General features: G+C 42.6%; 16 protein-coding genes, 2 tRNA genes and 3 rRNA genes. 9 read left to right on the forward strand and 12 right to left on the reverse strand.

Annotation, left to right across the window (positions count from 1 at the left end; genetic code table 11):
- Positions 1-3: 3 nt before the first annotated feature.
- Positions 4-933 carry an outer membrane protein assembly factor BamD gene (locus FO440_RS07010; protein WP_144247492.1) on the reverse strand — a complete coding sequence of 310 codons (930 nt, stop codon included), beginning with the start codon at positions 931-933 and terminating at the stop codon, positions 4-6.
- Positions 934-1040: 107 nt separating this feature from the next.
- Positions 1041-1892, reverse strand: a complete 852-nt coding sequence (locus FO440_RS07015; protein ID WP_144247493.1) for an NAD-dependent epimerase/dehydratase family protein — start codon at positions 1890-1892, stop codon at positions 1041-1043.
- A gap of 737 nt (positions 1893-2629) precedes the next feature.
- Between FO440_RS07015 and FO440_RS07020 the strand changes: the two genes are divergently transcribed.
- The 5 genes from FO440_RS07020 (at position 2630) to rrf (ending at position 8183) form a co-directional block, all read left to right on the forward strand.
- Positions 2630-4151, forward strand: a 16S ribosomal RNA gene (locus FO440_RS07020).
- A gap of 305 nt (positions 4152-4456) precedes the next feature.
- A tRNA-Ile gene (locus FO440_RS07025) sits at positions 4457-4531 on the forward strand.
- A 95-nt stretch (positions 4532-4626) separates the two neighbouring features.
- Positions 4627-4700 (forward strand) — tRNA-Ala (locus FO440_RS07030).
- Between the two features lie 244 nt (positions 4701-4944).
- A 23S ribosomal RNA gene (locus FO440_RS07035) occupies positions 4945-7819 on the forward strand.
- Between the two features lie 252 nt (positions 7820-8071).
- Positions 8072-8183, forward strand: a 5S ribosomal RNA gene (gene rrf, locus FO440_RS07040).
- Together the 16S, 23S and 5S rRNA genes with 2 tRNA genes alongside form the textbook arrangement of a ribosomal RNA operon.
- Before the next feature lie 399 nt (positions 8184-8582).
- On the opposite strand, the gene FO440_RS07045 is transcribed toward rrf, so the two are convergent.
- Positions 8583-9209 carry a CGNR zinc finger domain-containing protein gene (locus FO440_RS07045; protein ID WP_144247494.1) on the reverse strand — a complete coding sequence of 209 codons (627 nt, stop codon included), beginning with the start codon at positions 9207-9209 and terminating at the stop codon, positions 8583-8585.
- Positions 9210-9579: 370 nt separating this feature from the next.
- On the opposite strand from FO440_RS07045, the gene FO440_RS07050 reads away from it, so the two are divergent.
- Complete coding sequence (locus FO440_RS07050; protein ID WP_144247495.1) at positions 9580-12648, forward strand: HD domain-containing protein; 3069 nt, start codon at positions 9580-9582, stop codon at positions 12646-12648.
- A 313-nt stretch (positions 12649-12961) separates the two neighbouring features.
- Here the strand turns inward: FO440_RS07050 and FO440_RS07055 are convergent, their stop codons facing one another.
- Entirely contained in the window at positions 12962-14032 is a 1071-nt protein-coding gene (locus FO440_RS07055; protein WP_144247496.1) for an AI-2E family transporter, read from the reverse strand.
- Between the two features lie 201 nt (positions 14033-14233).
- On the opposite strand from FO440_RS07055, the gene FO440_RS07060 reads away from it, so the two are divergent.
- The gene (locus FO440_RS07060) at positions 14234-15214 is read left to right on the forward strand and encodes an acyl-ACP desaturase (protein ID WP_144247497.1); all 981 of its coding nucleotides are present in this window, start codon (positions 14234-14236) and stop codon (positions 15212-15214) included.
- A gap of 77 nt (positions 15215-15291) precedes the next feature.
- On the opposite strand, the gene FO440_RS07065 is transcribed toward FO440_RS07060, so the two are convergent.
- Positions 15292-15621 (reverse strand): hypothetical protein, encoded by a 330-nt coding sequence (locus tag FO440_RS07065; RefSeq protein ID WP_144247498.1) that lies wholly within the window; start codon positions 15619-15621, stop codon positions 15292-15294.
- Between the two features lie 182 nt (positions 15622-15803).
- Between FO440_RS07065 and FO440_RS07070 the strand changes: the two genes are divergently transcribed.
- Together FO440_RS07070 and FO440_RS07075 are read left to right on the forward strand one after the other, a co-directional pair.
- Positions 15804-16826, forward strand: coding sequence for an aldo/keto reductase (locus tag FO440_RS07070; RefSeq protein ID WP_144247499.1), 1023 nt, complete (start codon positions 15804-15806; stop codon positions 16824-16826).
- Between the two features lie 7 nt (positions 16827-16833).
- On the forward strand, positions 16834-17556 hold the full coding sequence (locus FO440_RS07075; RefSeq protein WP_144247500.1) for a DUF3471 domain-containing protein: 723 nt from the start codon (positions 16834-16836) through the stop codon (positions 17554-17556).
- 9 nt (positions 17557-17565) lie between these two features.
- Here the strand turns inward: FO440_RS07075 and hemH are convergent, their stop codons facing one another.
- The 7 genes from hemH to FO440_RS07110 form a co-directional block, all read right to left on the reverse strand.
- Positions 17566-18582: a ferrochelatase gene (gene hemH / locus FO440_RS07080; protein ID WP_186292588.1), complete on the reverse strand. Its 1017-nt coding sequence runs from the start codon at positions 18580-18582 to the stop codon at positions 17566-17568.
- 189 nt (positions 18583-18771) lie between these two features.
- The gene (locus tag FO440_RS07085; protein WP_144247501.1) at positions 18772-19623 is read right to left on the reverse strand and encodes a 4-hydroxy-3-methylbut-2-enyl diphosphate reductase; all 852 of its coding nucleotides are present in this window, start codon (positions 19621-19623) and stop codon (positions 18772-18774) included.
- A 31-nt stretch (positions 19624-19654) separates the two neighbouring features.
- On the reverse strand, positions 19655-20299 hold the full coding sequence (locus FO440_RS07090; RefSeq protein WP_186292589.1) for a carotenoid biosynthesis protein: 645 nt from the start codon (positions 20297-20299) through the stop codon (positions 19655-19657).
- The gene (locus tag FO440_RS07095) at positions 20278-21366 is read right to left on the reverse strand and encodes a glycosyltransferase (protein WP_246104184.1); all 1089 of its coding nucleotides are present in this window, start codon (positions 21364-21366) and stop codon (positions 20278-20280) included. The genes FO440_RS07090 and FO440_RS07095 overlap by 22 nt, the downstream gene beginning before the upstream one ends.
- Entirely contained in the window at positions 21366-21989 is a 624-nt protein-coding gene (locus tag FO440_RS07100; protein WP_144247504.1) for a 1-acyl-sn-glycerol-3-phosphate acyltransferase, read from the reverse strand. Before FO440_RS07100 ends, FO440_RS07095 begins: the two co-directional genes overlap by 1 nt.
- Positions 21989-22612, reverse strand: coding sequence for a lysophospholipid acyltransferase family protein (locus FO440_RS07105; RefSeq protein ID WP_144247505.1), 624 nt, complete (start codon positions 22610-22612; stop codon positions 21989-21991). The genes FO440_RS07100 and FO440_RS07105 overlap by 1 nt, the downstream gene beginning before the upstream one ends.
- Positions 22609-23427 (reverse strand): alpha/beta fold hydrolase, encoded by an 819-nt coding sequence (locus FO440_RS07110; protein WP_144247506.1) that lies wholly within the window; start codon positions 23425-23427, stop codon positions 22609-22611. The genes FO440_RS07105 and FO440_RS07110 overlap by 4 nt, the downstream gene beginning before the upstream one ends.
- Positions 23428-23435: the final 8 nt, after the last annotated feature.

Raw genomic sequence — 23435 nt, forward strand, 5'->3', positions numbered from 1 at the left:
TTATTAATTTGGGATTTTCTTATGTATATCCTGGTTCTCTGATCTTTGTTGTATATATACCGAATCTTTCTTCATTAATCTGCGGGCAAGTTTTTCGTTCTCCGCCGCTTCGGCTATAATTCTTTTAGCATCGTTGATGCCGGTTTGGCTATCTTTTCTTAGTTTTTTAGAATCTGCAAGGAATGCGCTTTTAGGATATTTATCCGCAAACTGGTCTGCAAAGCTTATGGCTTGTGTATAACGCTCTTCTTGTTTATACTCACGGCTTTGGTGCGCATACTCATATTGAGCCTTGATGGTTAAATACTCCATTTCTTCGGCATATTTGGTATCCGGGTAATCGCGCAAAACATTACCGAAAGCTATAACTGCTGCCTGGTTATCGCCAATAGTTAAGTATAGTTTAGCGTTAGAGTACGCTTTCAATTCCAGCCTGTCACGCAGGTCCTGGATAAGTTTACTTGCTTCAGCTACCCTGTCGCTTTTTGGATAAAGGTTAATAAACAGTTGCAGTTTATCAATACTCTTATAAGTGTTTTCCTGGTCTAAAGAATATCCCGGCGCGTCAAGGTAATAGCAATAAGCAGTTAAAAACCTTGCCTCTTCAGCTCTTGAGTCAGAAGGATATGAGGTAGCAAACTCATTAAAGTGATAAGCTGCCGCAGTATAATCCTTCAACTTATAATTAGCCATAGCATTAAGGTAAAACAGATCGGTAGCACCATCCGTCCCGCGATAACGCGTTAGCAGGGTTTCAAATAAACCCAATGCTTTGGCATATTCTTTCTTGTCGTACAGCCTTTTGCCTTCCTGGAATTTTTTAGCATTATCATTACTTAGCTTAAGCTTATCATATTTGCTTTTACAGCCGGCTACGGCTAAAAATAACACTACTAATAAGCCAACAAATAATGGAAGTTGTTTTTTAAACATTTTGCAAAGATAAGGAATATTATAAATCAGTCAATTATTTATTTAGGCAGCTAAGATATAAGGTGTTTTTTACTATGTATATATATAGTATATAGTTTTAACATCTTTTAACCTTTAATATTGTTTAGCAGATGTCCAAATGTAAAAGTTGGCTTATAGTTTAAATATCGCGCGGCTTTGTCGTAAACGTAAACCCGGTCTATACTTCTTGGAAATTGCCAGCCATTGGCTTTATAAATTTTTGCCGCCTCAGGATAATACTTTAATATAGCCTGTTCCGGATCCTGCTTTATATTATATAAGTCGTCATGTTTAAATGGCGAGCCGCTCGAGATATTAAAGATCTCAAAATTTGAGAAGGAAGTATCCAGGGCCAGCCTTAATGCTTCGGTGCCGTCGCGTTCGTCCAATCCCCGGTATAGGCGATGATTAAGTTTCAGGTTATCATCTTCAGGTAAAAAGCGGGCCACTCTATATACTGAGGCCTGCAGGCCTTCTTTATAAAAGAAGTCTTTACATAACTGCTCTGCCGTTTGCTTAGTGATATCATAGATATCGCGCGGTCGCTCTGTAAGTAACTCGTCAACCCAAACCGCTTTTTCATGGTCTACTAAAGCATCTCCATATATAGAGGTGGTACTTGTAAACAAAAATCGGGGTATGTTATTTTTGATACAGGCGTTTAAAAGATTTAATGTTCCATCAATATTTGTTTTGACAAAAGCAGATCGCGGATAGCCCAGTTCATAATGCTTGCCATGTAAAGCTGCCGTATGTATAACAGCGTCAAAGTCACGGCAAACGGCAGTTATTGCATCAGCGTCGGTAATATCCACTAATTCGTCAGTGGTGGCCGATGGGCTAATATCTATACCATATATAGTATGCTGATGCGCCTTTAAGTGTTTTACCGTTACAGACCCTAATTGCCCGGATGATCCTGTGACCAATATTTTCATACAGTTCAAATTTATTCAATTACAGTTTTGCAGGTGTTTTTATTTTGATGCGATATTTTTTCAGGTTGATTTGCAGGGTGTTAATTGTACACCTTTATTTTTTCATACAAATCATTTGCATGGATGGAAACTATGCGTACCTTTGCAGCCCGCAAAAGAGATAGCGCGGATCGTTCTAAGAAACATAAAAAAGGTTAACAAAATATATTTTAAATATAATTTGGAGGATACAAAAACTTACTTACCTTTGCACCCCGAACAAACGGGAAATGTTCTAAAACATATTGCCCCCCCCCCCCCTCAAATTATTTTAAAATAAATTTGGGAAAGAAGAAAAAGGTTTATACCTTTGCAGTCCCAAAACGGGGGAGGCCGAAAGGCGAAAAAGCTGAAAGCGAATTTCAGCAGAGAATTGAAAAGAGTTACGATAAAAAGTAACCAACAAAACAGAAGATTTAACCTTCGAAAGAAGGTCAAAATTATAAAAGGTTCACTGCGACAGTGGCACCGAGAAAGTTCTTTTAGGAAATAGAAAATCATGTAGTAAAGCGGGCCGTTTATGAGTTGGCAGTTTGAAGTTAGTAGTCAGCAATGACTTAATGACCAATGACCAATGACGAATAAATGGTTTGCGAGAAAAAGAGGAATCGGAAGATATTGTATAAAGATATATAATACAAAGATTAGAAGATTCTGTTATTTATAATAGGGTCAGAGCAATCGAACTTAGACATTTTACAATGGAGAGTTTGATCCTGGCTCAGGATGAACGCTAGCGGCAGGCCTAATACATGCAAGTCGGACGGGATTGGAGAGCTTGCTTTCCATGAGAGTGGCGCACGGGTGCGTAACACGTATGTAACCTACCCTTGTCAGGGGGATAGCCTCTCGAAAGAGAGATTAAGACCGCATAACATTGTTTTATGGCATCATAGGACAATCAAATATTTATAGGACAAGGATGGGCATGCGGAACATTAGCTAGTTGGTAAGGTAACGGCTTACCAAGGCTACGATGTTTAGGGGATCTGAGAGGATGGCCCCCCACACTGGTACTGAGACACGGACCAGACTCCTACGGGAGGCAGCAGTAAGGAATATTGGTCAATGGACGGAAGTCTGAACCAGCCATGCCGCGTGCAGGAAGACGGCCCTACGGGTTGTAAACTGCTTTTGCAGGGGAATAAACCTCTCTACGTGTAGAGAGTTGAATGTACTCTGAGAATAAGGATCGGCTAACTCCGTGCCAGCAGCCGCGGTAATACGGAGGATCCAAGCGTTATCCGGATTTATTGGGTTTAAAGGGTGCGTAGGTGGCCTGTTAAGTCAGGGGTGAAAGACGGTAGCTTAACTATCGCAGTGCCCTTGATACTGATGGGCTTGAATGAACTAGAGGTAGGCGGAATGTGACAAGTAGCGGTGAAATGCATAGATATGTCACAGAACACCAATTGCGAAGGCAGCTTACTATGGTTTTATTGACACTGAGGCACGAAAGCGTGGGGATCAAACAGGATTAGATACCCTGGTAGTCCACGCCCTAAACGATGAATACTCGATGTTGGCGATATACGGTCAGCGTCTAAGCGAAAGCGTTAAGTATTCCACCTGGGGAGTACGCCCGCAAGGGTGAAACTCAAAGGAATTGACGGGGGCCCGCACAAGCGGAGGAGCATGTGGTTTAATTCGATGATACGCGAGGAACCTTACCCGGGCTTGAAAGTTAGTGAATAGAGCAGAGACGCTCTAGTCCTTCGGGACACGAAACTAGGTGCTGCATGGCTGTCGTCAGCTCGTGCCGTGAGGTGTTGGGTTAAGTCCCGCAACGAGCGCAACCCCTATGTTTAGTTGCCAGCATGTAAAGATGGGGACTCTAAACAGACTGCCTATGCAAATAGAGAGGAAGGAGGGGACGACGTCAAGTCATCATGGCCCTTACGTCCGGGGCTACACACGTGCTACAATGGTTGATACAGAGGGCAGCTACCTGGTAACAGGATGCCAATCTCACAAAGTCAATCACAGTTCGGATTGGGGTCTGCAACTCGACCCCATGAAGTTGGATTCGCTAGTAATCGCAGATCAGCAATGCTGCGGTGAATACGTTCCCGGGCCTTGTACACACCGCCCGTCAAGCCATGGAAGCTGGAAGTGCCTGAAGTGCGTAACCGCAAGGAGCGTCCTAGGGTAAAGTCGGTAACTGGGGCTAAGTCGTAACAAGGTAGCCGTACCGGAAGGTGTGGCTGGAATACCTCCTTTCTGGAGCAATATCTTACCTCCTTTTAAAGTAAAGCAGAACTGCTTACTGCATGATTATTTCTTAAAATAGAGATCAGTGATTAAAGATTGGAGATTAGTTGAATGCAACATTCACTAATTCACTCAATCAATAACTCACTCATTATCTATTAAACGTAAACCCAAAGATGAAGCCATCATGTGGGCCGGCCTTAAGAGCCAGGACACGGTTGGCAGTTCACAGTTGGCAGATAACAATTGGCAGTTAGCACGAAAGCGAAGCTAACCACTGCAAACTGCAAACTGACAACTGCAAACTAAAAAACAGTCCTGTAGCTCAGCTTGGTTAGAGCACTACACTGATAATGTAGGGGTCAGCAGTTCAAATCTGCTCGGGACTACAATAAGGCAATGATCGAAGGAATGAATTATTGAAATATTGAATATTAAATCATTCATTAATTCAGGCATTCACTAATTCAGACATTAATCTTTCGGGGGATTAGCTCAGCTGGCTAGAGCACCTGCCTTGCACGCAGGGGGTCAACGGTTCGAATCCGTTATTCTCCACGCTTTGTAAAGTAGGCAGTAAACAGTTTACAGTAAGCAGTTAATACTGCAAACTGAGAACTAAAGACTGCAAACTAAACAAAAAACGTTCTTTGACATATTGGAAGAAGTAAATTGAAAGAGAAAACAACAGATAGAGACAGTTGTAGGCTTTCGAGGAAGAGTTATAGCAATATAACAGGACTAAGAAACGACGACTTATCTAAATAAAAGCATACCATACGGCGCAAAAGGCGTATGAGTAGAAGAAAGTAAGAAAGGGTACACGGGGGATGCCTTGGCTCTCAGAGGCGATGAAAGACGTGATAAGCTGCGATAAGCTGCGGGGATCAGCAAATATGAATTGATCCGCAGATTTCTGAATGGGGAAACCTGACTATCTGAAGGATAGTCGCAATAGCGCGAACCTGCTGAACTGAAACATCTAAGTAAGCAGAGGAAGAGAAAATAATAATGATTTCCAGAGTAGTGGCGAGCGAAATGGAAGAAGCCCAAACCTGTTATGTTACGGCATAGCAGGGGTTGTAGGACCACAACATGACTACTAAAATGAACCGGAACGGGGTGGGAAACCCGGCCATAGAGCATGAGAGCTGCGTACGGGTAAGTAATAGTAAGATAGTGGTATCCTGAGTACCGCGAGGTCGGAGACGCCTTGTGGGAATCTGCCGGCACCATCCGGTAAGGCTAAATACTCCTGAGAGACCGATAGTGAACCAGTACCGTGAGGGAAAGGTGAAAAGAACCCCGAACAGGGGAGTGAAATAGAACCTGAAACCGTGTACTTACAAGCGGTCGGAGCACGAAAGTGTGACGGCGTGCCTTTTGCATAATGAGCCTACGAGTTACTCTTCTCTGGCAAGGTTAAGTGTTTAAGACACGGATCCGAAGCGAAAGCGAGTCTGAATAGGGCGTATAGTCAGAGGAGGTAGACGCGAAACCTTGTGATCTACCCATGGACAGGTTGAAGGTGCCGTAACAGGTACTGGAGGACCGAACCGATAAACGTTGAAAAGTTTCCGGATGATCTGTGGGTAGGGGTGAAAGGCTAATCAAACTGGGAAATAGCTCGTACTCCCCGAAATGTTTTTAGGAACAGCCTGGCGGTTGAGTTATAAAGAGGTAGAGCTACTAATTGGGTGCGGGGGAGTCAAATCCTACCAAATCCAGATAAACTCCGAATGCTTTATAATATACGCTGGAGTGAGGCTATGGGTGCTAAGGTCCATGGCCGAGAGGGAAAGAACCCAGACCATCAGCTAAGGTCCCCAAATTAACGCTAAGTTGAACTAACGAGGTCCGATTGCACAGACAGCTAGGATGTTGGCTTGGAAGCAGCCATTCATTTAAAGAGTGCGTAACAGCTCACTAGTCGAGCGATCGGGCATGGATAATAAACGGGCATTAAGCGTTATACCGAAGCTATGGATTTGCAGTAATGCATCTGGTAGGGGAGCATTCTATTTGCGGTGAAGCAGGAGGATAACCGACTGTGGAGGGAATAGAAAAGCAAATGTAGGCATAAGTAACGATAAGGCGGGAGAGAAACCCGCCCACCGAAAGACTAAGGTTTCCTGATCAACGCTAATCGGATCAGGGTTAGTCGGGGCCTAAGGTGAAGCCGAAGGGCGTAGCCGATGGACAACTGGTTAATATTCCAGTACTTTTTATAACTGCGATGCGGTGACGGAGTAGTGAAACTGACGCGAACTGACGGAATAGTTCGTTAAAGGCCGTAGGTATATGGACTGTAGTTAAGTACGCAGACCATGCTGAAAGCTGATAGTACCTTGAGCCTTCGGGTAAGGGGATAGTTCAGGTAATCAGACTTCCAAGAAAACCCGCTAAGCTTCAGGTTATAAAAACCCGTACCGTAAACCGACACAGGTAGTCGAGGAGAGAATCCTAAGGTGCTCGAGTGAATCATGGCTAAGGAACTCGGCAAAATGGCCCTGTAACTTCGGGAGAAGGGGCGCTGGCAGCAATGTCAGCCGCAGTGAAAAGGCCCAGGCGACTGTTTAACAAAAACACATGGCTATGCAAAATCGAAAGATGACGTATATGGCCTGACACCTGCCCGGTGCCGGAAGGTTAAGAGGGGATGTTAGTCGCAAGGCGAAGCATTGAATCGAAGCCCCGGTAAACGGCGGCCGTAACTATAACGGTCCTAAGGTAGCGAAATTCCTTGTCGGGTAAGTTCCGACCTGCACGAATGGTGTAACGATCTGGGCGCTGTCTCAGCCATGAGCTCGGTGAAATTGTGGTATCGGTGAAGACGCCGGTTACCCGCAACGGGACGGAAAGACCCCATGCACCTTCACTACAACTTAACATTGATATCGGATACAGGATGTGTAGGATAGGTGGGAGACTGTGATCCGGCTTCGCCAGGAGTCGGTTAGTCAACGTTGAAATACCACCCTTTCTGTATTTGGTGTCTAACTCGTCCAAGACGAGGACATTGTTTGGCGGGTAGTTTGACTGGGGTGGTCGCCTCCAAAAAGGTAACGGAGGCTTTCAAAGGTAAGCTCAGTACGCTTGGTAACCGTACGCGGAGTGCAATAGCATAAGCTTGCTTGACTGTGAGGCAGACAAGCCGAGCAGGGTCGAAAGACGGATATAGTGATCCGGTGGTTCTGCATGGAAGGGCCATCGCTCAAAGGATAAAAGGTACGCTGGGGATAACAGGCTGATCTCCCCCAAGAGCTCATATCGACGGGGAGGTTTGGCACCTCGATGTCGGCTCGTCACATCCTGGGGCTGGAGAAGGTCCCAAGGGTTGAGCTGTTCGCTCATTAAAGTGGCACGCGAGCTGGGTTCAGAACGTCGCGAGACAGTTCGGTCCCTATCTGTTGTGGGCGTTGGAAGTTTGAGTGGGGCTGACCTTAGTACGAGAGGACCGGGTTGGACAAGCCTCTGGTGAATCTGTTATGGCGCCAGCTGTATTGCAGAGTAGCTACGCTTGGAATAGATAAGCGCTGAAAGCATCTAAGTGCGAAACTAGCCACAAGATGAGACTTCCATTGAGGGTCGTAGCAGACTACTACGTTGATAGGTTACAGGTATAAAGGTGGTGACATCATAGCCGAGTAATACTAATCGCCCGAAGCTTTCTTCGTGTTGGAATAATAGGGGCAGGTTCGCCTGCCCCGACCAAAACAACAGACAGATAATAATACATCTGTTGTTTTCTCGATCTACTTACTTCTTTCAATAATATGTCATTGTTTGTTCAGTGGTTCAATAATATCAATGTTTCATTGGTACTGCCCGCAACAACAAACTAATAAATACGATATCGGTCACGGAATACGGCCATTATGTTCATACTAATGAACTAATGAACCAGTAAACCAATGAACCAAAAGCATTCAGGTGCCTATATCGGCGGTGTCCACCTCTTCCCATTCCGAACAGAGAAGTTAAGCCCGCCAGAGCCGATGGTACTGCGGTAAAACGTGGGAGAGTAGGTCGGTGCCCAATTTTATAAACCCTGTGAACTAGCGTTCATGGGGTTTTTTGTTTGAGGACCTTTTGTCCGTCATTGGTCATCAGACATTGCTTGGGATCGGCATTTCAATCACACCAGTAAAATCTGTTTCACCCGTAGTAAAAAACGGTGTTTTCCGGGTATCATGCCTCATGCCCGTAGTAAAATATGCCGTTTATCGGGCATCCGCCCCTATGCCCGTAGTAATAATTGGCATTTATCGGGTATTGCGCCTTATACCCGTGTGATGTTTTTGTCTTAATGTATTGATATTGAATTGATTAATAAATCACATCAACAAAAACGGCAATTTTCAATATTTCAAAAAACTAATTGTTTGTTGCTTCTTCGTCGTACAAAACTAATACTCACAACTCACCATTCACCACTCACTACGCTACTTTAAGCCTGTAATAGCGCTGGCTCTTTTTAATGCTGCCGCAGGTTTGCGGGCTGCACCAGGTACGGTTGCCGGCGCGGCTGGTGTCCAGGAAAAGCTGTTTGCATGCCGGGCATTGTTTAATATCGCGCCATTGGCCGCTGTTGATAAGGTTGCAGGCTTCGCGGATGATGAGCCAAAAGGGCAGGTGGATCTGTTCGTCAATATCATGCCAGTACTGTTGCAGACCGTTGATACCATTGTCATAACGCAGGTGCGGGCGTATACGTTCGACGTAATCATTAAAGCGCTCAAGCCATAAGGGGTGAATTTCTTCGCGTTTCATGAGGCTGATAAATATTTCGCCGAGCGTGGTGCGCGCGGTCATGAGTGTACCGTATGCCTTGCGTGACTCTTCTTCATAACAACGGCCTTCAAGGTCAAGCTCCATGTACCTGTCCCAGTTGATCAGGTTTGTTTGCTGGGCCCAGTGGATAAAGCTGTGGTAGTCGGTAAGCAGATCGTAGCGGCCACCTGTACGGTGGTGCCTTAGCGTGTTAATAAAATTGAGGGCGTGGTTGCCGCCGTCGGTAAGGTGCTCCGCAGGTTTACGGCGCGTTGCGCTAACTGATTGTTTCATTACAGAAATGATTTAAGTGTTAAAGAAAAATTTTAGAGAGAAGTCCGTTTCAAAGCGGGGCGATACGGCATAGGAGATGCCGGGCAATCACAAATATACAGAAAAATCTTTATTTGTAAAGATGTGTTCTTGAAGATTAGAGATTAGGCCGGTAAAATATTGTTGATTTAACACAATCTGGGGCGCTTGCGGAGTGTAGCCGTAGGCTACAGGCATAGTAATCCGATTTGCAAACTTCGGATAGCGGGAGAAGATGTTTAATTTGCTGCAAACGGGAATGGCAGTGATAATGCCAACCAAAATGGGTTTACTTGTCTTAGCTAAGTAAAAATATTATATTGCTAATATTTATTAACCTATAAAACATCACATGAGTAAAGAAGCGGTATTGAGACTTAAATCAACCCTATTATTTAAAAGTCTCTTAATCAAAGAAGCAAATGAGGGGCTCGATAATAAGCTATCAAGTAAAGTAGAGGCAATTGTTGGCGTTGTTAGCGAATTGCTTAAGCGCATCCCAGAAAATATGCCTGAGTACACGTTGCATGATTCTAACCATAGCGCTAAAATCATCGAAATAATTGGGAAATTCTTACCAGACAAAACGCTTAAACATCTTAATTCTGTCGAAATTAGTTTATTGATTTTGTCTGCTTATTTACATGATGTAGGAATGACTGCATCAAAAGATGAAAAAGAAAATATAATTGCAAATGACGTCGCTTACAAAATTTTATTTAAAACATTAGATGGAAATAAAGAAAAATATGACAATTATTTATCAATAGGTGATCATAGGTCAGCAACGTTCATAGAGGATCAAATTTTCACAGAATATTTGAGAAGAAACCACGTAACAAGATCGGCAGAATATATTGGGATGAACCTTAAGGATGGAAAGCTAGAAGTTGAAATTGATGGTATACCTTTTTGGAAACATTTAATTTCCATATGCAATGGGCACGGAGAACCTGTAAGTGCAATTAAAAATACAAAACTGTATCCTAATAATACTTTGGTCGGCGAAAAAATAATTAATGTACAATTTCTAACTCTTGTTTTAAGATTAGGTGATATTTTAGACCTTGATCCTGAAAGAACTCCAAAAATAATTTATGAATTTGCAAATCCTAAAGATCCTGTAAGTATAATAGAATGGAAAAAGCATCGATCAATAATTGGATATAGTATTTCACCGAATAAAATTTTGTTTGAGGCAGAATGTTCTTTACCTGAAGTAGAACGTGCTTTAAAGCAATTTATGGGATGGATTGAAATAGAACGCAAACAAACTATGCAACTATTAGAAGATTATAATCAACCCTCTTTACTTATTTATAAGTTAAACTTAAATGAAGAAATATTAACAGAGAGGATTCGTTCAGATGGCTCTTACCTATATAATGACCTGAAATTCGAAATTGGTTATCAGAGAGTTCTTGAATTGCTGATGGGGCAGCGATTGTATCGTAGCACAACATTTGCACTTCGAGAATTATTACAAAACAGTAATGACGCAATTACTGCACGTCAGGAAATGTACGCCGGAAAAGATGAGATATTCAACCCTGAAATATTACTTATTGTGGATGATACCACTATTACGATTGAGGACAACGGCATAGGAATGGACTTGTTAACGTTTAAAGACTATTTTTTACAGATTGGTAAAAGCTATTATTCGAGTCCTGCTTTTTATAGTAAGCACAATGAAATTGATGTAACAAGTGAATTTGGGATTGGAGTTTTGTCAGTATTTATGATAGCGACATCTTTAATTGTTGAAAGCAGGAAAGAGCCGGAAGATCCAATCAACCCTTCTAAGCCTATTCTTTTTGAAATACCAACAGCTCACAGTTACACAATACAAAGAAATAGCAACAAAATAACCGTTGGAACAAAAATTACTCTAAAGTTAAAGTCGCAAAAGCCATTTAAAACGTCTAGTATTAACAATATACTTTCACAACTAATTCCTCATCCGAAATTCCCTATAACTGTTTTGAATAAAGGTTTCAAAAGCGTGCATGAAAAGAAATTATTAAGTGATATTTTAAAAATACCACCATACAATGAAATTACTGATTTTCAAGATTATAAATTTGATGACTTAGATTATGAAAACAAGATATTTTTTACCCATAGTTTTTTGGAAATCGATTTCACTAAAAGTAATAATCCGATACTTAAAAATATTTTAGGTAAATTACAGTTAGTTAATTCGGGGATTTACAATTGGGAAAGTCGGGTTAATGGTATCTTTTCACAGAGAAATTTTGCAGTGGGAATAGTGACCGAAGAAGACGATTTTTTAATCGAACCAACAGATAATATAACTAATTTATTCCCAAGATGGCTCACTTATTATTCCACATTAAATTTTACGAAAAGTTCATGCTTATCTATAACACCAGATAGAACAGATTTAATAGTTGATGAAAAGTATGAAATGCTAAGAAATTTAATTGACGCTTTTATCATCGAAGAATTAAAAACTCATTTTAATGAATTTTTTAAAAACAACGATAAAAATGTCTTATATAGTTATATAGATTTTTTGATTGCCTCTGGTTATATAGGATTAGATTCTCGTCAAGTATTTGGAAATTTACTTTCAAACGACGCGCGAGACTTTCTTGAAGAATTTATTACGTTTCCAATAGTAACAATAGATAATCAATATATTAGGATGCCGGCCAAAGAAATAATGAAAAAGGCAACAATAAGCCACATTTCATACCCCCTTAATGAGGACCACATCAAACAACTATCACCAATGTTATCTATACCTGATTTTATAATGATTAACCGTAATCAGTTAAAACATAGTGCAGGATGGAGTCATAGAATAGAACCATTCCTATACAATTTACTTGTGGGGGGTAAAGCTTTTGCACCGCATACGGTGTTGACAAGTATGCTACCTTTATTTAAAATCGAAGCGATAAAAATAAATAATTTAGTTCGTCAATCTCTTGAACATACTTTTTGTCATAACATATTGGACTCTATCGAAAGTACTGATAAGATTTTATGTTTTCCACGGCAAAATATAGAAATGTATATGACACTTAATGCCTCTCATAGAATTCTTGTTGGACTTATAGACTCGGATGGTAAGCTAAAGAAACATGCGCGTAGAATAACGAACAAAATCCAAAATATTCTCTCAGGCAATATCGAAGATTCGATAAAAAGAATTGGCTTAAATGATGATTTATACCTTGCAAAGGTATTTCCATATGGTGACCGAACAGATTATTATTTTATGATTAGCGGATTGCTAATCAAGGATAATCAATTTTTGCCATCCCTTAATAATAGTCTGTCAAATTTGTGGGATGAGATGATATCTTTTGACCTTATAAATGCCTTAAACAAAGATCAATTTATTTTGACCAACGATGATTTCCCTAAATTTTGGTTAAAGTCTAATTGAAGTCATTCAAATTTTAGACTCTGGTCGAAGCTATCACCGCAACAATATGCGCAAGTGGTGTGTTGATAACAATGATATAAGTTTTAAGGAAGCATTGTCGTTGCAGCAAAATTTGGTTTTTGTGCAATCCCCCGCGTTAGCGATAGCAGCGGATACCGGCCTTAGCGCCTAAGGCCCCGAGCAGTATGAGCGGATAGCGCGGGCCGAAGGTAACGCCCGTGTTAGTGATCAGAGATTAGTTGATTAGTGATTAGGTGTATCTATCAAAGATTACCTGTCGAAGTAAATTACCCAACCATCAATCAACCCACCCTTACTCCAACACCCCTTTATCCAATTCCCCGGGATCATTATGCGCTATCTTTTTCACATAAAGTTCATCAACCAAAATGATCAGAATAGCCAGCAGCGGTACGGCCAGGATAATGCCTAATACGCCGGATACGGAAGCCATGATCAATTGGCTGATTAACGTGAGCGCAGGTGGCAGGTTGATCATTTTTTTCTGGATAAGTGGCGTCACAATATTGGCTACAATGGTTTGCGATGTGATGTAGATGATTGCTACCAGTATGGCCATATTAGTGCTAACGGTAAGCGCAAGTAATACGCCGGGTATCATGGCCACTAATGAGCCTATGCTGGGTACTATCTCTAACAAGCCGGTTATCAACGCCAGTATTAAAGCCACGGGCATGCCCGCAATGGTTAGCCCTGTGCCTATCAGTATGGCGACGAAGAGCATGGAGAACAACGCGCCTTTAAGCCATCCTTTTAAAGTAAGGCTTATGCGGTTTATAATGTGTTTGCCCAGTTTTTTTTTACTGTGCGGTATCAATACTAAAATCCCATCTTTATATAGTGATGGGTTAGTAGTGAAAAATATCCCCAGGAACATAATGATATACATATCGCCCAGCACACCAAATGTGGTGCTGAAAAAGCCCTGGACAGTAGTAACCAGTTTTTGCGAGTCTGTACCCGATATGCTTTGCAAAACCTTTTGACCCAATGATGTTTGCGACAGCTTTGCACGGGCGTTTGCAATGGTATGGGGCAGGGTGTTGCTCAGTTCGGCCACTTGTTCAGAAAGCTTTGTCCCCATAAACCAAAATAAGGTGCCCAGTATGATCACACTGCTTGATATACCTATGATCATGGCTGCCTTACGGTTTAGTTTGGTGCGGCGTTGTATGGCATCGCCCAGCCCGTGAAAATATACGGCAATGAGCGCGCCGGCCAGCACCATCAGCAAAATATCAAAGGCTACCCTTATTACTAAAATGCTTACTACCAGCAACGCAACTATACCTACGGTTTGCCAAACCTTCCCGGCATAGGTTAGCTCTTTTTTTTCTTCGGATTGGGTTTTACTTGTCGCCATGTTAAAATTATATTAACAATACGCCTAAGAGCTTTAAATGTTTTAATGCTTAATTAGCCTTGTTTTAATTTTGATATGTAACGTGTTGACAAAGAATGATGTAAGCCTGAAAATGTGCCGATTTGGTAATTAAAACATATCGGTAAAATTTGATGTTTATTGAGTGTTTAAATCGTTACATTTGTGAATTAATTAATTGCTATGGTATTTTTTGAAGAAAAAAGGAAAGAAGTAATGGCGCACATTGAGAAATTCATGCTCGAAAAGATGCATGAATACTTAAAGCCTATTGATACAATCTGGCAGCCAGCTGATTTTTTACCTGATTCGACAAAGGATAGTTTTTTTAGCGAGGTTAAAGAAATGCGCGAAAGCGCCAAAGGTTTATCTTACGACCTGGTGGCCGTTTTAATAGGCGATACCATTACCGAGGAAGCATTGCCTACTTATGAATCATGGCTGACCATGGTTGAAGGCGTATCAAGAAACGAAGAAGGCGGCTGGATGAAGTGGACCCGCCATTGGACCGCCGAAGAGAACCGCCACGGCGACCTGCTGAATAAATATTTATACTTATCTGGCCGTGTGGATATGCGTGCTATGGAAGTATCAACCCAATATTTAATTGCCGATGGTTTTGATATTGGCACCGGGCATGACCCATATCGCAACTTTATTTATACTTCTTTCCAGGAACTGGCAACCAATGTGTCGCACCGCAGGGTAGCATCGCAGGCTAAAAAAGATGGTGATACCTTATTGTCAAAAATGTGCGGTGTTATCGCGTCGGACGAGATGCGCCACGCAAAGGCTTATAAATATTTTATCGAGAAGATCTTTGAAGTAGACCCTAACGAGGCCATGCTGGCATTTGAAGATATGATGCGCAAAAAGATTGTTATGCCTGCGCACTTTTTACGCGAAGTAGGTTTAAAAATAGGCCAGACATTTGGCCACTTTACCGATGCTGCGCAACGCCTGGGTATTTATACCGCTATTGATTACGTTGACATTCTGAAAGAACTGATCACCGACTGGCATATTGAAAGCATCAGCGAGTTAAGTGAATCGGGTGAGAAAGCGCGTGATTATATTGTTGCTTTGCCTAACCGTTTGTTACGTATAGCCGAGCGGATGAAGAACCCGACACTTGAGTACAAATTTAGCTGGATAGCCGGGTAACACCCCTCCCCGCCTCCCGAAGGGGAGGAGTTAATGACTTGACTATTCGAGCCTCCCTTTGGGGAGATTTAGAGGGGTTATCCTTCTGTCACAAGATCGGTGCCGCGGATATCGTCGGCCAGGTCTTCAAACAGGCTGTTTAATATTGATTCGACAGTGAGCGAGTTAACATCGTCCACATAATGCTCGTTGCGTGTTATCCAGAGTTCTTGCCCTTTTATTTCTAAACGGAAAAGCGTGCCTTCATAAATTTCGGGCTGTGAGATCTCTACAGCATCACCTGCTTTCTCAATTTTAAAACTAATAGCTTCCTGGCGTTGTTCTTTGAACAGTGGATTTAATTTTTGCGTTAAATGCGCCAATAATTCATCCGGGTTAATGCGTGTATGCAGGGTTATTACTTTCATACATAAATTACAATTGAAGTGAGTTATTGTTTAAATAAGAGGGTGTCATTCTGAGCCCGTCGAAGAATGCGCGTAAAGGCCATTGCCCGCCATGGTTCGACAAGCTCACCATGACAGCCCGCGTTTAGGGATTTAATAATCACGATATAAATTAATAGGTTTGTTAAAATATCAACAGCAATATGAACTACAAATTACTGGGCCGGTCGGGCCTCAAGGTTTCAGAATTATGTTTGGGTACCATGGGCTTTGGCACAGAAGCCGGCTGGGGTGCCGATAAGAAAACCAGTTTTGAAATTATGGATGCCTTCGCTAACGCGGGCGGCAACTTTTTAGATACAGCCAATATTTATAAACTGGGCACCAGCGAAAAGATCATAGGCGAATATGTGCAGAACCACGACCGCGATTATTTTGTACTGGCCACCAAATATTCTTTAAAAGATAATATAACCAACCCTAACGCATCCGGCAATAACCGTAAAAATATGATGCGCAGTGTTGAAGAAAGCCTGCGTCGTTTAAAGACCGATTTTATTGACGTGTTGTACCTGCATATATGGGACGATATTACCCCGATAGACGAAGTTTTACGCGCGATGGACGACCTGATCCGCCAGGGCAAGGTAAACTATGCTGCCATAAGCGATACCCCTGCATGGGTGGTAGCCAAAGGCAACACACTTGCCGAACTGATGGGCTGGAGCCAGTTTATTGCTCTGCAGGTTGAGTACAGCCTGATACAGCGTACCCCCGAGCGCGAACTGATCCCGATGGCTAAACATTACGGCATGACGGTTACACCCTGGGCGCCATTGGGCGGTGGTGTGCTAAGCGGTAAATATCTGCGTGGCGAACAAGGGCGTGTAAAACCGGAAAGCAACCGTTTAAATGAACATAACGTAAACATCACCAAAACGGTGGTAGCCATAGCCGATGAGTTGGGCGTATCTGCCAGTCATGTTGCCTTGCAATGGGCCATGAGCCAGGGATTTTCGTCAATACCTATTATAGGGGCTACCAAGGTTAGCCAGTTGGAGGATAATTTAAAAACTATTGACGTTACGCTAAGCGATGCGCATTTGCAAAAGCTGGATGAAGTATCGAAAATAAACCTCGGTTTCCCGGGCGAGTTTTTCAGGGAGGATGCGGTAAAGATGAACTCGTTTGGCGGGTTTTATGATAAAGTAGAGAAACGTAAATAATCAGGTTATGAAGAAGGTCTTTTTTACAGGGATGCTGCTCATTCTGGCCATGTTTAATTGTATGGCGCAAGCCGATAGTTCGGCCAGGGCAAAGCAGATCATGAAAATTGAGCAGCAGTTAATGAGTGCTATGCCGGGTAACAAAAGCCCCTGGCTTAAATATCTTGATGATAAATGGTATATAGTAACCGAGGACGGCAAGGGTTACAATAAAACCAATTTCCTGAAAACATTTGCGCCGTTTCAGGACGGTTTTTCCGGCAAAATAAAAGTTATCAAGCCGGTATTTACCTTTTATGATAAAACGGCCATTATACATTTTGTGGCCGACGAACGCGAAAGCATTTATGGCCAGGATATGCGCACAACTTATGCGGTAGCCGATACCTGGTATTTTGGCGATAACGGTTGGAAAATGATAGCCTCGCAGATCTTCGAAGTGCCGCAGTTACCCAAGCCGGTAAAGCTTAATGCTACTATTCTGAAAAATTATGTGGGTACGTATAACCTGTCGGGTAAAAAGACGGCGGTGATCAGTCAGAAAAATGACTCGCTGTATGTTCAGAAAAATATGGGTAAGCCTGAAGCTTTATTCCCCGAAACCCCAACGGTATTTTTCAGGAAGAGCGATACCCGCGGACGCACACTGTTTGTAAAAAACAAAAAGGGCGATGTACTGATGCTGGAGCGCAGAAACGGCAACGACCTGCTTTGGAAAAGAACTAAATAGCAATAGCTATTATGCTCTTGCCATTTTCTCTAATGCGTCAATAAAGGTTGGCGAATCATTAAGGCTCTCCACCAGTTGTACATGCTCACCGCCCTGGGCTTTAAACTCGCCGCCGTATTCTTCTGTAACCTCGTAAACGGTTTCCAGGCAATCGGCAACAAAGGCGGGGCAAAATACCAACAGGCGTTTTTTACCTTCTTTGGCCAGTTCTTCAATCACCTTACTGGTGTAGGGCTGCACCCATGGGTCATTGCCCAGGCGCGATTGAAAGCACACGGTGTATTTTTCCTTCGGCAGGCCCATTTTTTCGGCAATTAACCGTGCCGTATCATAGGATTGAGCCGAGTAGCAAAATTTGTTGGTATCGTTCAACGTATCGCAACAGCCATCAACTTTAAGGCAGTAGTTGTGCGTATGATCACATTTTTGGATCTGCCTTTGCGGTAAGCCATGGAAGCTGAACAAAATATGATCGTAAGTTTCGGGCTGGTATTTTTGCGCGTTGTTGGCAAAGGTTTCGATCATTAGCTCATCATCATGGAATGAATTAACGAAAGATATATTAGGGATGGTTTGCCAGCCTTTTACCAGTTCCATCACTTTTTCCTGAACAGAGCCGGTACTTGCCGAAGCATATTGCGGGAACAAGGGGATAACTTTGATGTCGCTTACCAAAGCATCTTTTAAGCGCTGCAAAGCCGACTCGATAGACGGGCTCTGGTAACGCATGGCCAGCTCAACCTGGTATTCGTCGCCCAGGCGTTGTTGTAATGCCTGGTGCTGTAATTTGCTGTAATGCAGCAAAGGCGAGCCGGTTTCTTTATCCCAAATAGCCTGATAAAGTTTGGCTGATTTTGGCGCTCGGAAAGGAACAATGATCCCCTGAACTAAAACAGTACGCACAAACGGGTTAACATCAATAACCCTTGCGTCCATTAAAAATTCGTTTAAATATTTCCTTACATCAGCAGTACTCGGGCTATCAGGCGTACCAAGGTTAACCAGTAAAATTCCTTTTTTCGACATCGGCAGCAAAAATAACAAAAAACCCCCTAACCCCCTAAAGGGGGAATTTATTTACAAATAGATTAAAAAAGGAATTAGCAATGTCAAGTGAAATATTTATCAATGAAATAGTAGGCTCAGCGCCGACGGCTCATACATTTTGTAAAAAAAATGGCGTTTCAGAAACTCCCCCTTCAGGGGGCAGGGGGGCTAATACGTTTCCAGCTCGGCCTTAACCTGTTCCATCAGCCACATTGGGGTGGATGTAGCGCCGGCTATACCAACCGTATCGCCGGGGGCAAACATGCCGGGCTCAACTTCATCGGTTGATGATACGAAGAATGTATTGGGGTTATGCTTGCGGCAAACTTCAAACAATACTTTTCCGTTTGATGATTTTTTGCCGGACACAAAAACGATCTTGTCGAAACTTTTTGCAAAAACGGGCAGATCCTTGTCGCGGTTTGATACCTGGCGACAAATGGTATCGTTGGCGTTAAGTTCATAGCCGCGCGCGGTAAGCTCGTCCTTTACCTTGTAAAACTTCTCCATGCTTTTGGTGGTTTGGCTGTACAGGGTAATGTTTTTTGGCAGCTCTATATCATCCAGTTCGGCAAGGTCGGCAAAAACTACGGCCTCGTTATTGGTTTGTCCCTGCAGGCCTATCACTTCGGCATGGCCGTGCTTGCCAAATATCAATATCTTCTCTTTAGCGTCGAACGATGTTTTTATGCGGTTCTGCAATTTTAATACTACCGGGCATGAGGCATCAATTAAAGTAATATTGTTGGCTAACGCGGTGCGGTAAGTATCGGGTGCCTCGCCGTGCGCGCGGATCAGCACTTTTTCATTATGGATGTTTTTCAGATCCTCATGATCGATAATGCGCAGGCCCTGTGCTTTAAGCCTTTCTACCTCTTCCTCGTTATGTACAATATCACCAAGGCAGTACAGGTAGCCGTCTTCGCTCAGGATATCTTCGGCCATGTCAATAGCATAAACAACCCCGAAGCAAAATCCCGAGTCTTTATCGATAGTAACCTTTAATTGATACGCGCCCATTGTGTTGCAAATTTACGGCATTAGTATGGTTTTATTGCAAGGCCGCAAAAAATATAAATTGACATACCAGCAATGTTGGCCCCGCGATGCCCTGTTTCTTAAAGTTAAACTTTTCGAACACAAAAAGCAAGGCAACACTTGTAATAAACCAGCACCCGTAATTTTGAACCGGGACATAATTGCCGGCCCAATGCCAGTAATTTAACCGAATAGCCACAGGTTCTATAAAATAATCAAGCATAACCAATACCAATGCCCCAAGTATTATACGTATCCACATAGACTTGATGCGCGAATGTTGTAAAGAAACTCCTGCTGAATAGATCAGCAAAAACCAATTGATCCCCATAATTAAAGGGATACCCGAAAAGCTTACACCAAGTGTAGGGCCATAGGTATAACTGCCAAAAAGCTGACTGGTATTTACACCGATCCACTCCAAAGCAAATCCTGCGAAAAATAGCAATACAAAAAAATAAATGATCTTGCTGCCAAACTGGTTATGGCTAAAAAACAACACCACCGTCATTAGCAATAAATGAAACGGAACCAGCAACAGGAACAGCGGTTTGCTTACCAACAGGTATAAGCCAACCAGGCCCACCGCGTGAAACAGGATGATCAGCCTGACAGCTATGATATTGCGTCGCCGGATTATATTTTTCGGCCTTTCCATGTCATGGTTTTGGTTAAAAATCTTTGTATAGCTAAAAATGCCACCACGGTAAGGCTGAACATTTGCGCCGGGTGCAGCGCGATATTGTACCATGCGTTTTGCCCGGCCGACAGCGATATCATAACCCGGGTAAGCACTATTAATCCGAACATAAATAATATCAGCTGCAGGTTAAGTGTCATGATCACGATCATGGGCCCGCCGATGATCAGCAGGATATAAATTAAGAACCACAGGACATTGTAGTTAAACGCGGCAAGGAAATTTTTGCTGAAACCGTTTATCGCGTCATTGTAGTTTTTATACATGCGGCAGTTGATCATTCCGTTGGCCAGCAGCGCTTCGCCGGTATAGCCTTTGGCTTTTACCAGCCGCATGATCTCCACATCCTCAACCACTTTGTTTTTTACCTGCTCGTGCCATTGGTGCTTGCGGTAAACGCAGGCATCAAACAACATAAACTGGCCGCTTGCAGCAGCTACAGTATAATTTTTAACCAGGAAAATTAAACGTAAGGGCAGTAAATTAAGCAGGATATAGTGCATTAGGGGCACTACCAGTTTTTCGCCGGTGGTGACCATTTGCTGGTTGGCAAACAGGCTTAATAAGCCCAGCTTGTTTACATACATGCGGTGTACGGCACTATTGATGAGGCCAACACTTATGTTTTCATCTGCATCAATAAACAGCAGGAAGTTTCCTTTTGCCTGCGCTGCCAACTGGTAGCAGGCGTAATTTTTACCCAACCAGTCATGCGGCAGTTCCTCGCCTTTTATAACACTGAAGTTTGCATTTTTCTCTGCAAAAGCGGTACAGATTTTATAAGTATCGTCGGTCGATCCATCATCTAAGATCAGTACTTCATAATGCTGATAGTCCTGGTCTTTGATGGACTGCAGCAGTGATAGAATATTGTCGGCCTCATTACGCACCGGTATCAATATCGATACCAGGTCTGTATAAGGCCGGTTTACGCGCCGTAATTTCGGATCAGAAATAAAATTGAACAGCGTTACCACAAACCTCAGAATGATAAAAAAGAAAGTAACGGCAATGGTAATGATCACTATTTAACTATTTGTATTTGTTGTTGACGGCTTTTTGTATAATGTTGCTGGTAAGCCTGCTGTAAATCTGATATCGTATTAAAATTATTATCGGTTACAGATACTAAATGAACGTTGGCTACCGGTTTTAAATTATCAAAATTCTCCATAAAGGTAGCCGCAAAGATCAATTGAAAATTGCCCGCCGCTTTTTTTATGACCTGTATGATACCTTTTTCAAATTCCACCTCGGTAATAAGATTAGAATACAGTTTCCCTTGCGGAAAGATAAGCACCAGGTTCTTTGGTTCACGCAATAATTCAGCTGCAAAATCAAGCGAATTAACCATGTCCCTGGTTTTTTTATTGATAGAAAAGCCGCCCGCGTATTTTAAAAAAGGTTCTTTTAACGCGGTACTCTCCAGCATCATTATATGAAACTTCTTTTTTAATAATTTACGGTTTACCCGGAATAAAATAATTGTATCCCAAACGCTGAAATGGTTGGCTACCAATAAAACCGATTTGCTGCTGTCAACCGCTATATCATTAAAATTGATCTCTTTAAAATGGCGGATGGTTAACCAATGAACATAAGTATGCACCATCCATTTAAAAAGCCTATTTTTTTTTGGGTAGATCATTAATGCGCTACATTTATTTGATCTTTTAATGCCTGATGATGGAAGGCGTTAATTTTGGCTGTTAGCTCATCAAAAGATAGCTCTCCCGCCAGACCGCAATCATACAAATGAAAAAATACGGACGGTTTCAGGCTCTCAAAATAATCTATCAGCGCGCACGAGTAAACTATCTGGCAAGGGCCTTTAATATTTTTTATCAGCCGTTCAATACCTTTTTCAACTGCTATTTCGGTTGTATGGTTTGAGATGAGTTGCCCCTGCGGAAATACTACCACCAGGTTTTCGCTGTCATTCAGCAAATTGGCGGCATACTGTAAAGATTTGATCATCTCGCGCGATGTCCTGTCGATAGAAAAACCGCCGAACAGGTTAAGTAGCATCCGCTTGCGCAAATGGTCTTCCTGCATCATGATGTACAACTTGCGGTCAAGGTGCCAGTAAGCCAGGTAATTGCCCCATAAACCATCCCACCAGCTAAAATGGTTGCATAGCAATAGCACCGAATGGCCATCTTTAGGCTTAAAGGGAGTAACCACCAACCGGTTAAAGTAACTGCGCATCCTGAAACGCATATAGCGGGCAAACCAGTTGCTGAATAATGTTACGCGGCGTGCAGGTATCATGCGGGTAAATTTACTAAATAATCATCCAACGCGGGCGTTACCAGCCAATGGCCCAAAGGTGCTTCATGTACATCGGCATCTGCCAGTAAATTAATAAAAGGCATGGCCGCCGTTTTGGGGAACAATTGATCATGCTTGCCAAATATCAGCGTGCATTTAATTTTATGCTGATTGATGAGATGGGCTATTTTAACCACATCGGGCTTTAGCCACTTAATTAAATTTAATGTGTAATAAACGTCGAGCCGTTTTTGTTCGGTATCCATTTCGCTATAAGCAATTTTGTACAGGCTTTCGTCAATAAAATGTACTTTATACAGGCTTTTAAGCAGGGTTGGTGCCAGCCATTTGTTTTTGGTAACCCTGTTAAACAAGAATTTGCCCCAGGCTTTATTGGTTAAAATGTCAAAACCTTTGTACACCGCCAGTCCATCGGGGGCCATCAGGATCAGGTCGTCTATCAGGTCGGCATATTCTTCAACCAGTATCAGGGCTAAGTTTGCGCCAATTGAATACCCCATTACCGAAAAACGCTGACGCCCGTACAGCCTAAACCATTCTTCTACGTATTGGCGAACCATGGCTTTGGGCATACCGGCAAGGATCTGCGCTTCGGTCCAGTTATCCAAACGGCTTTCGCCATGAAAAAAATGATCTATGCCATAAACATGGTAATCCTGTAAAACAGATTGCTTAAGTACATGAAACTGCCTGCCCGTCATACCGTAACCATGAAAAGCCAGCATGGGCTTTTTACCCTCGCCATATTCATGAAAATGCACCGTACCCAGATCAGTAATTTGTAAAAAGCCCATTGCGGCAA

The sequence above is a fragment of the Mucilaginibacter corticis genome, from assembly GCF_007558865.1.
GTDB classification, from domain to species: Bacteria; Bacteroidota; Bacteroidia; order Sphingobacteriales; family Sphingobacteriaceae; genus Mucilaginibacter; species Mucilaginibacter corticis.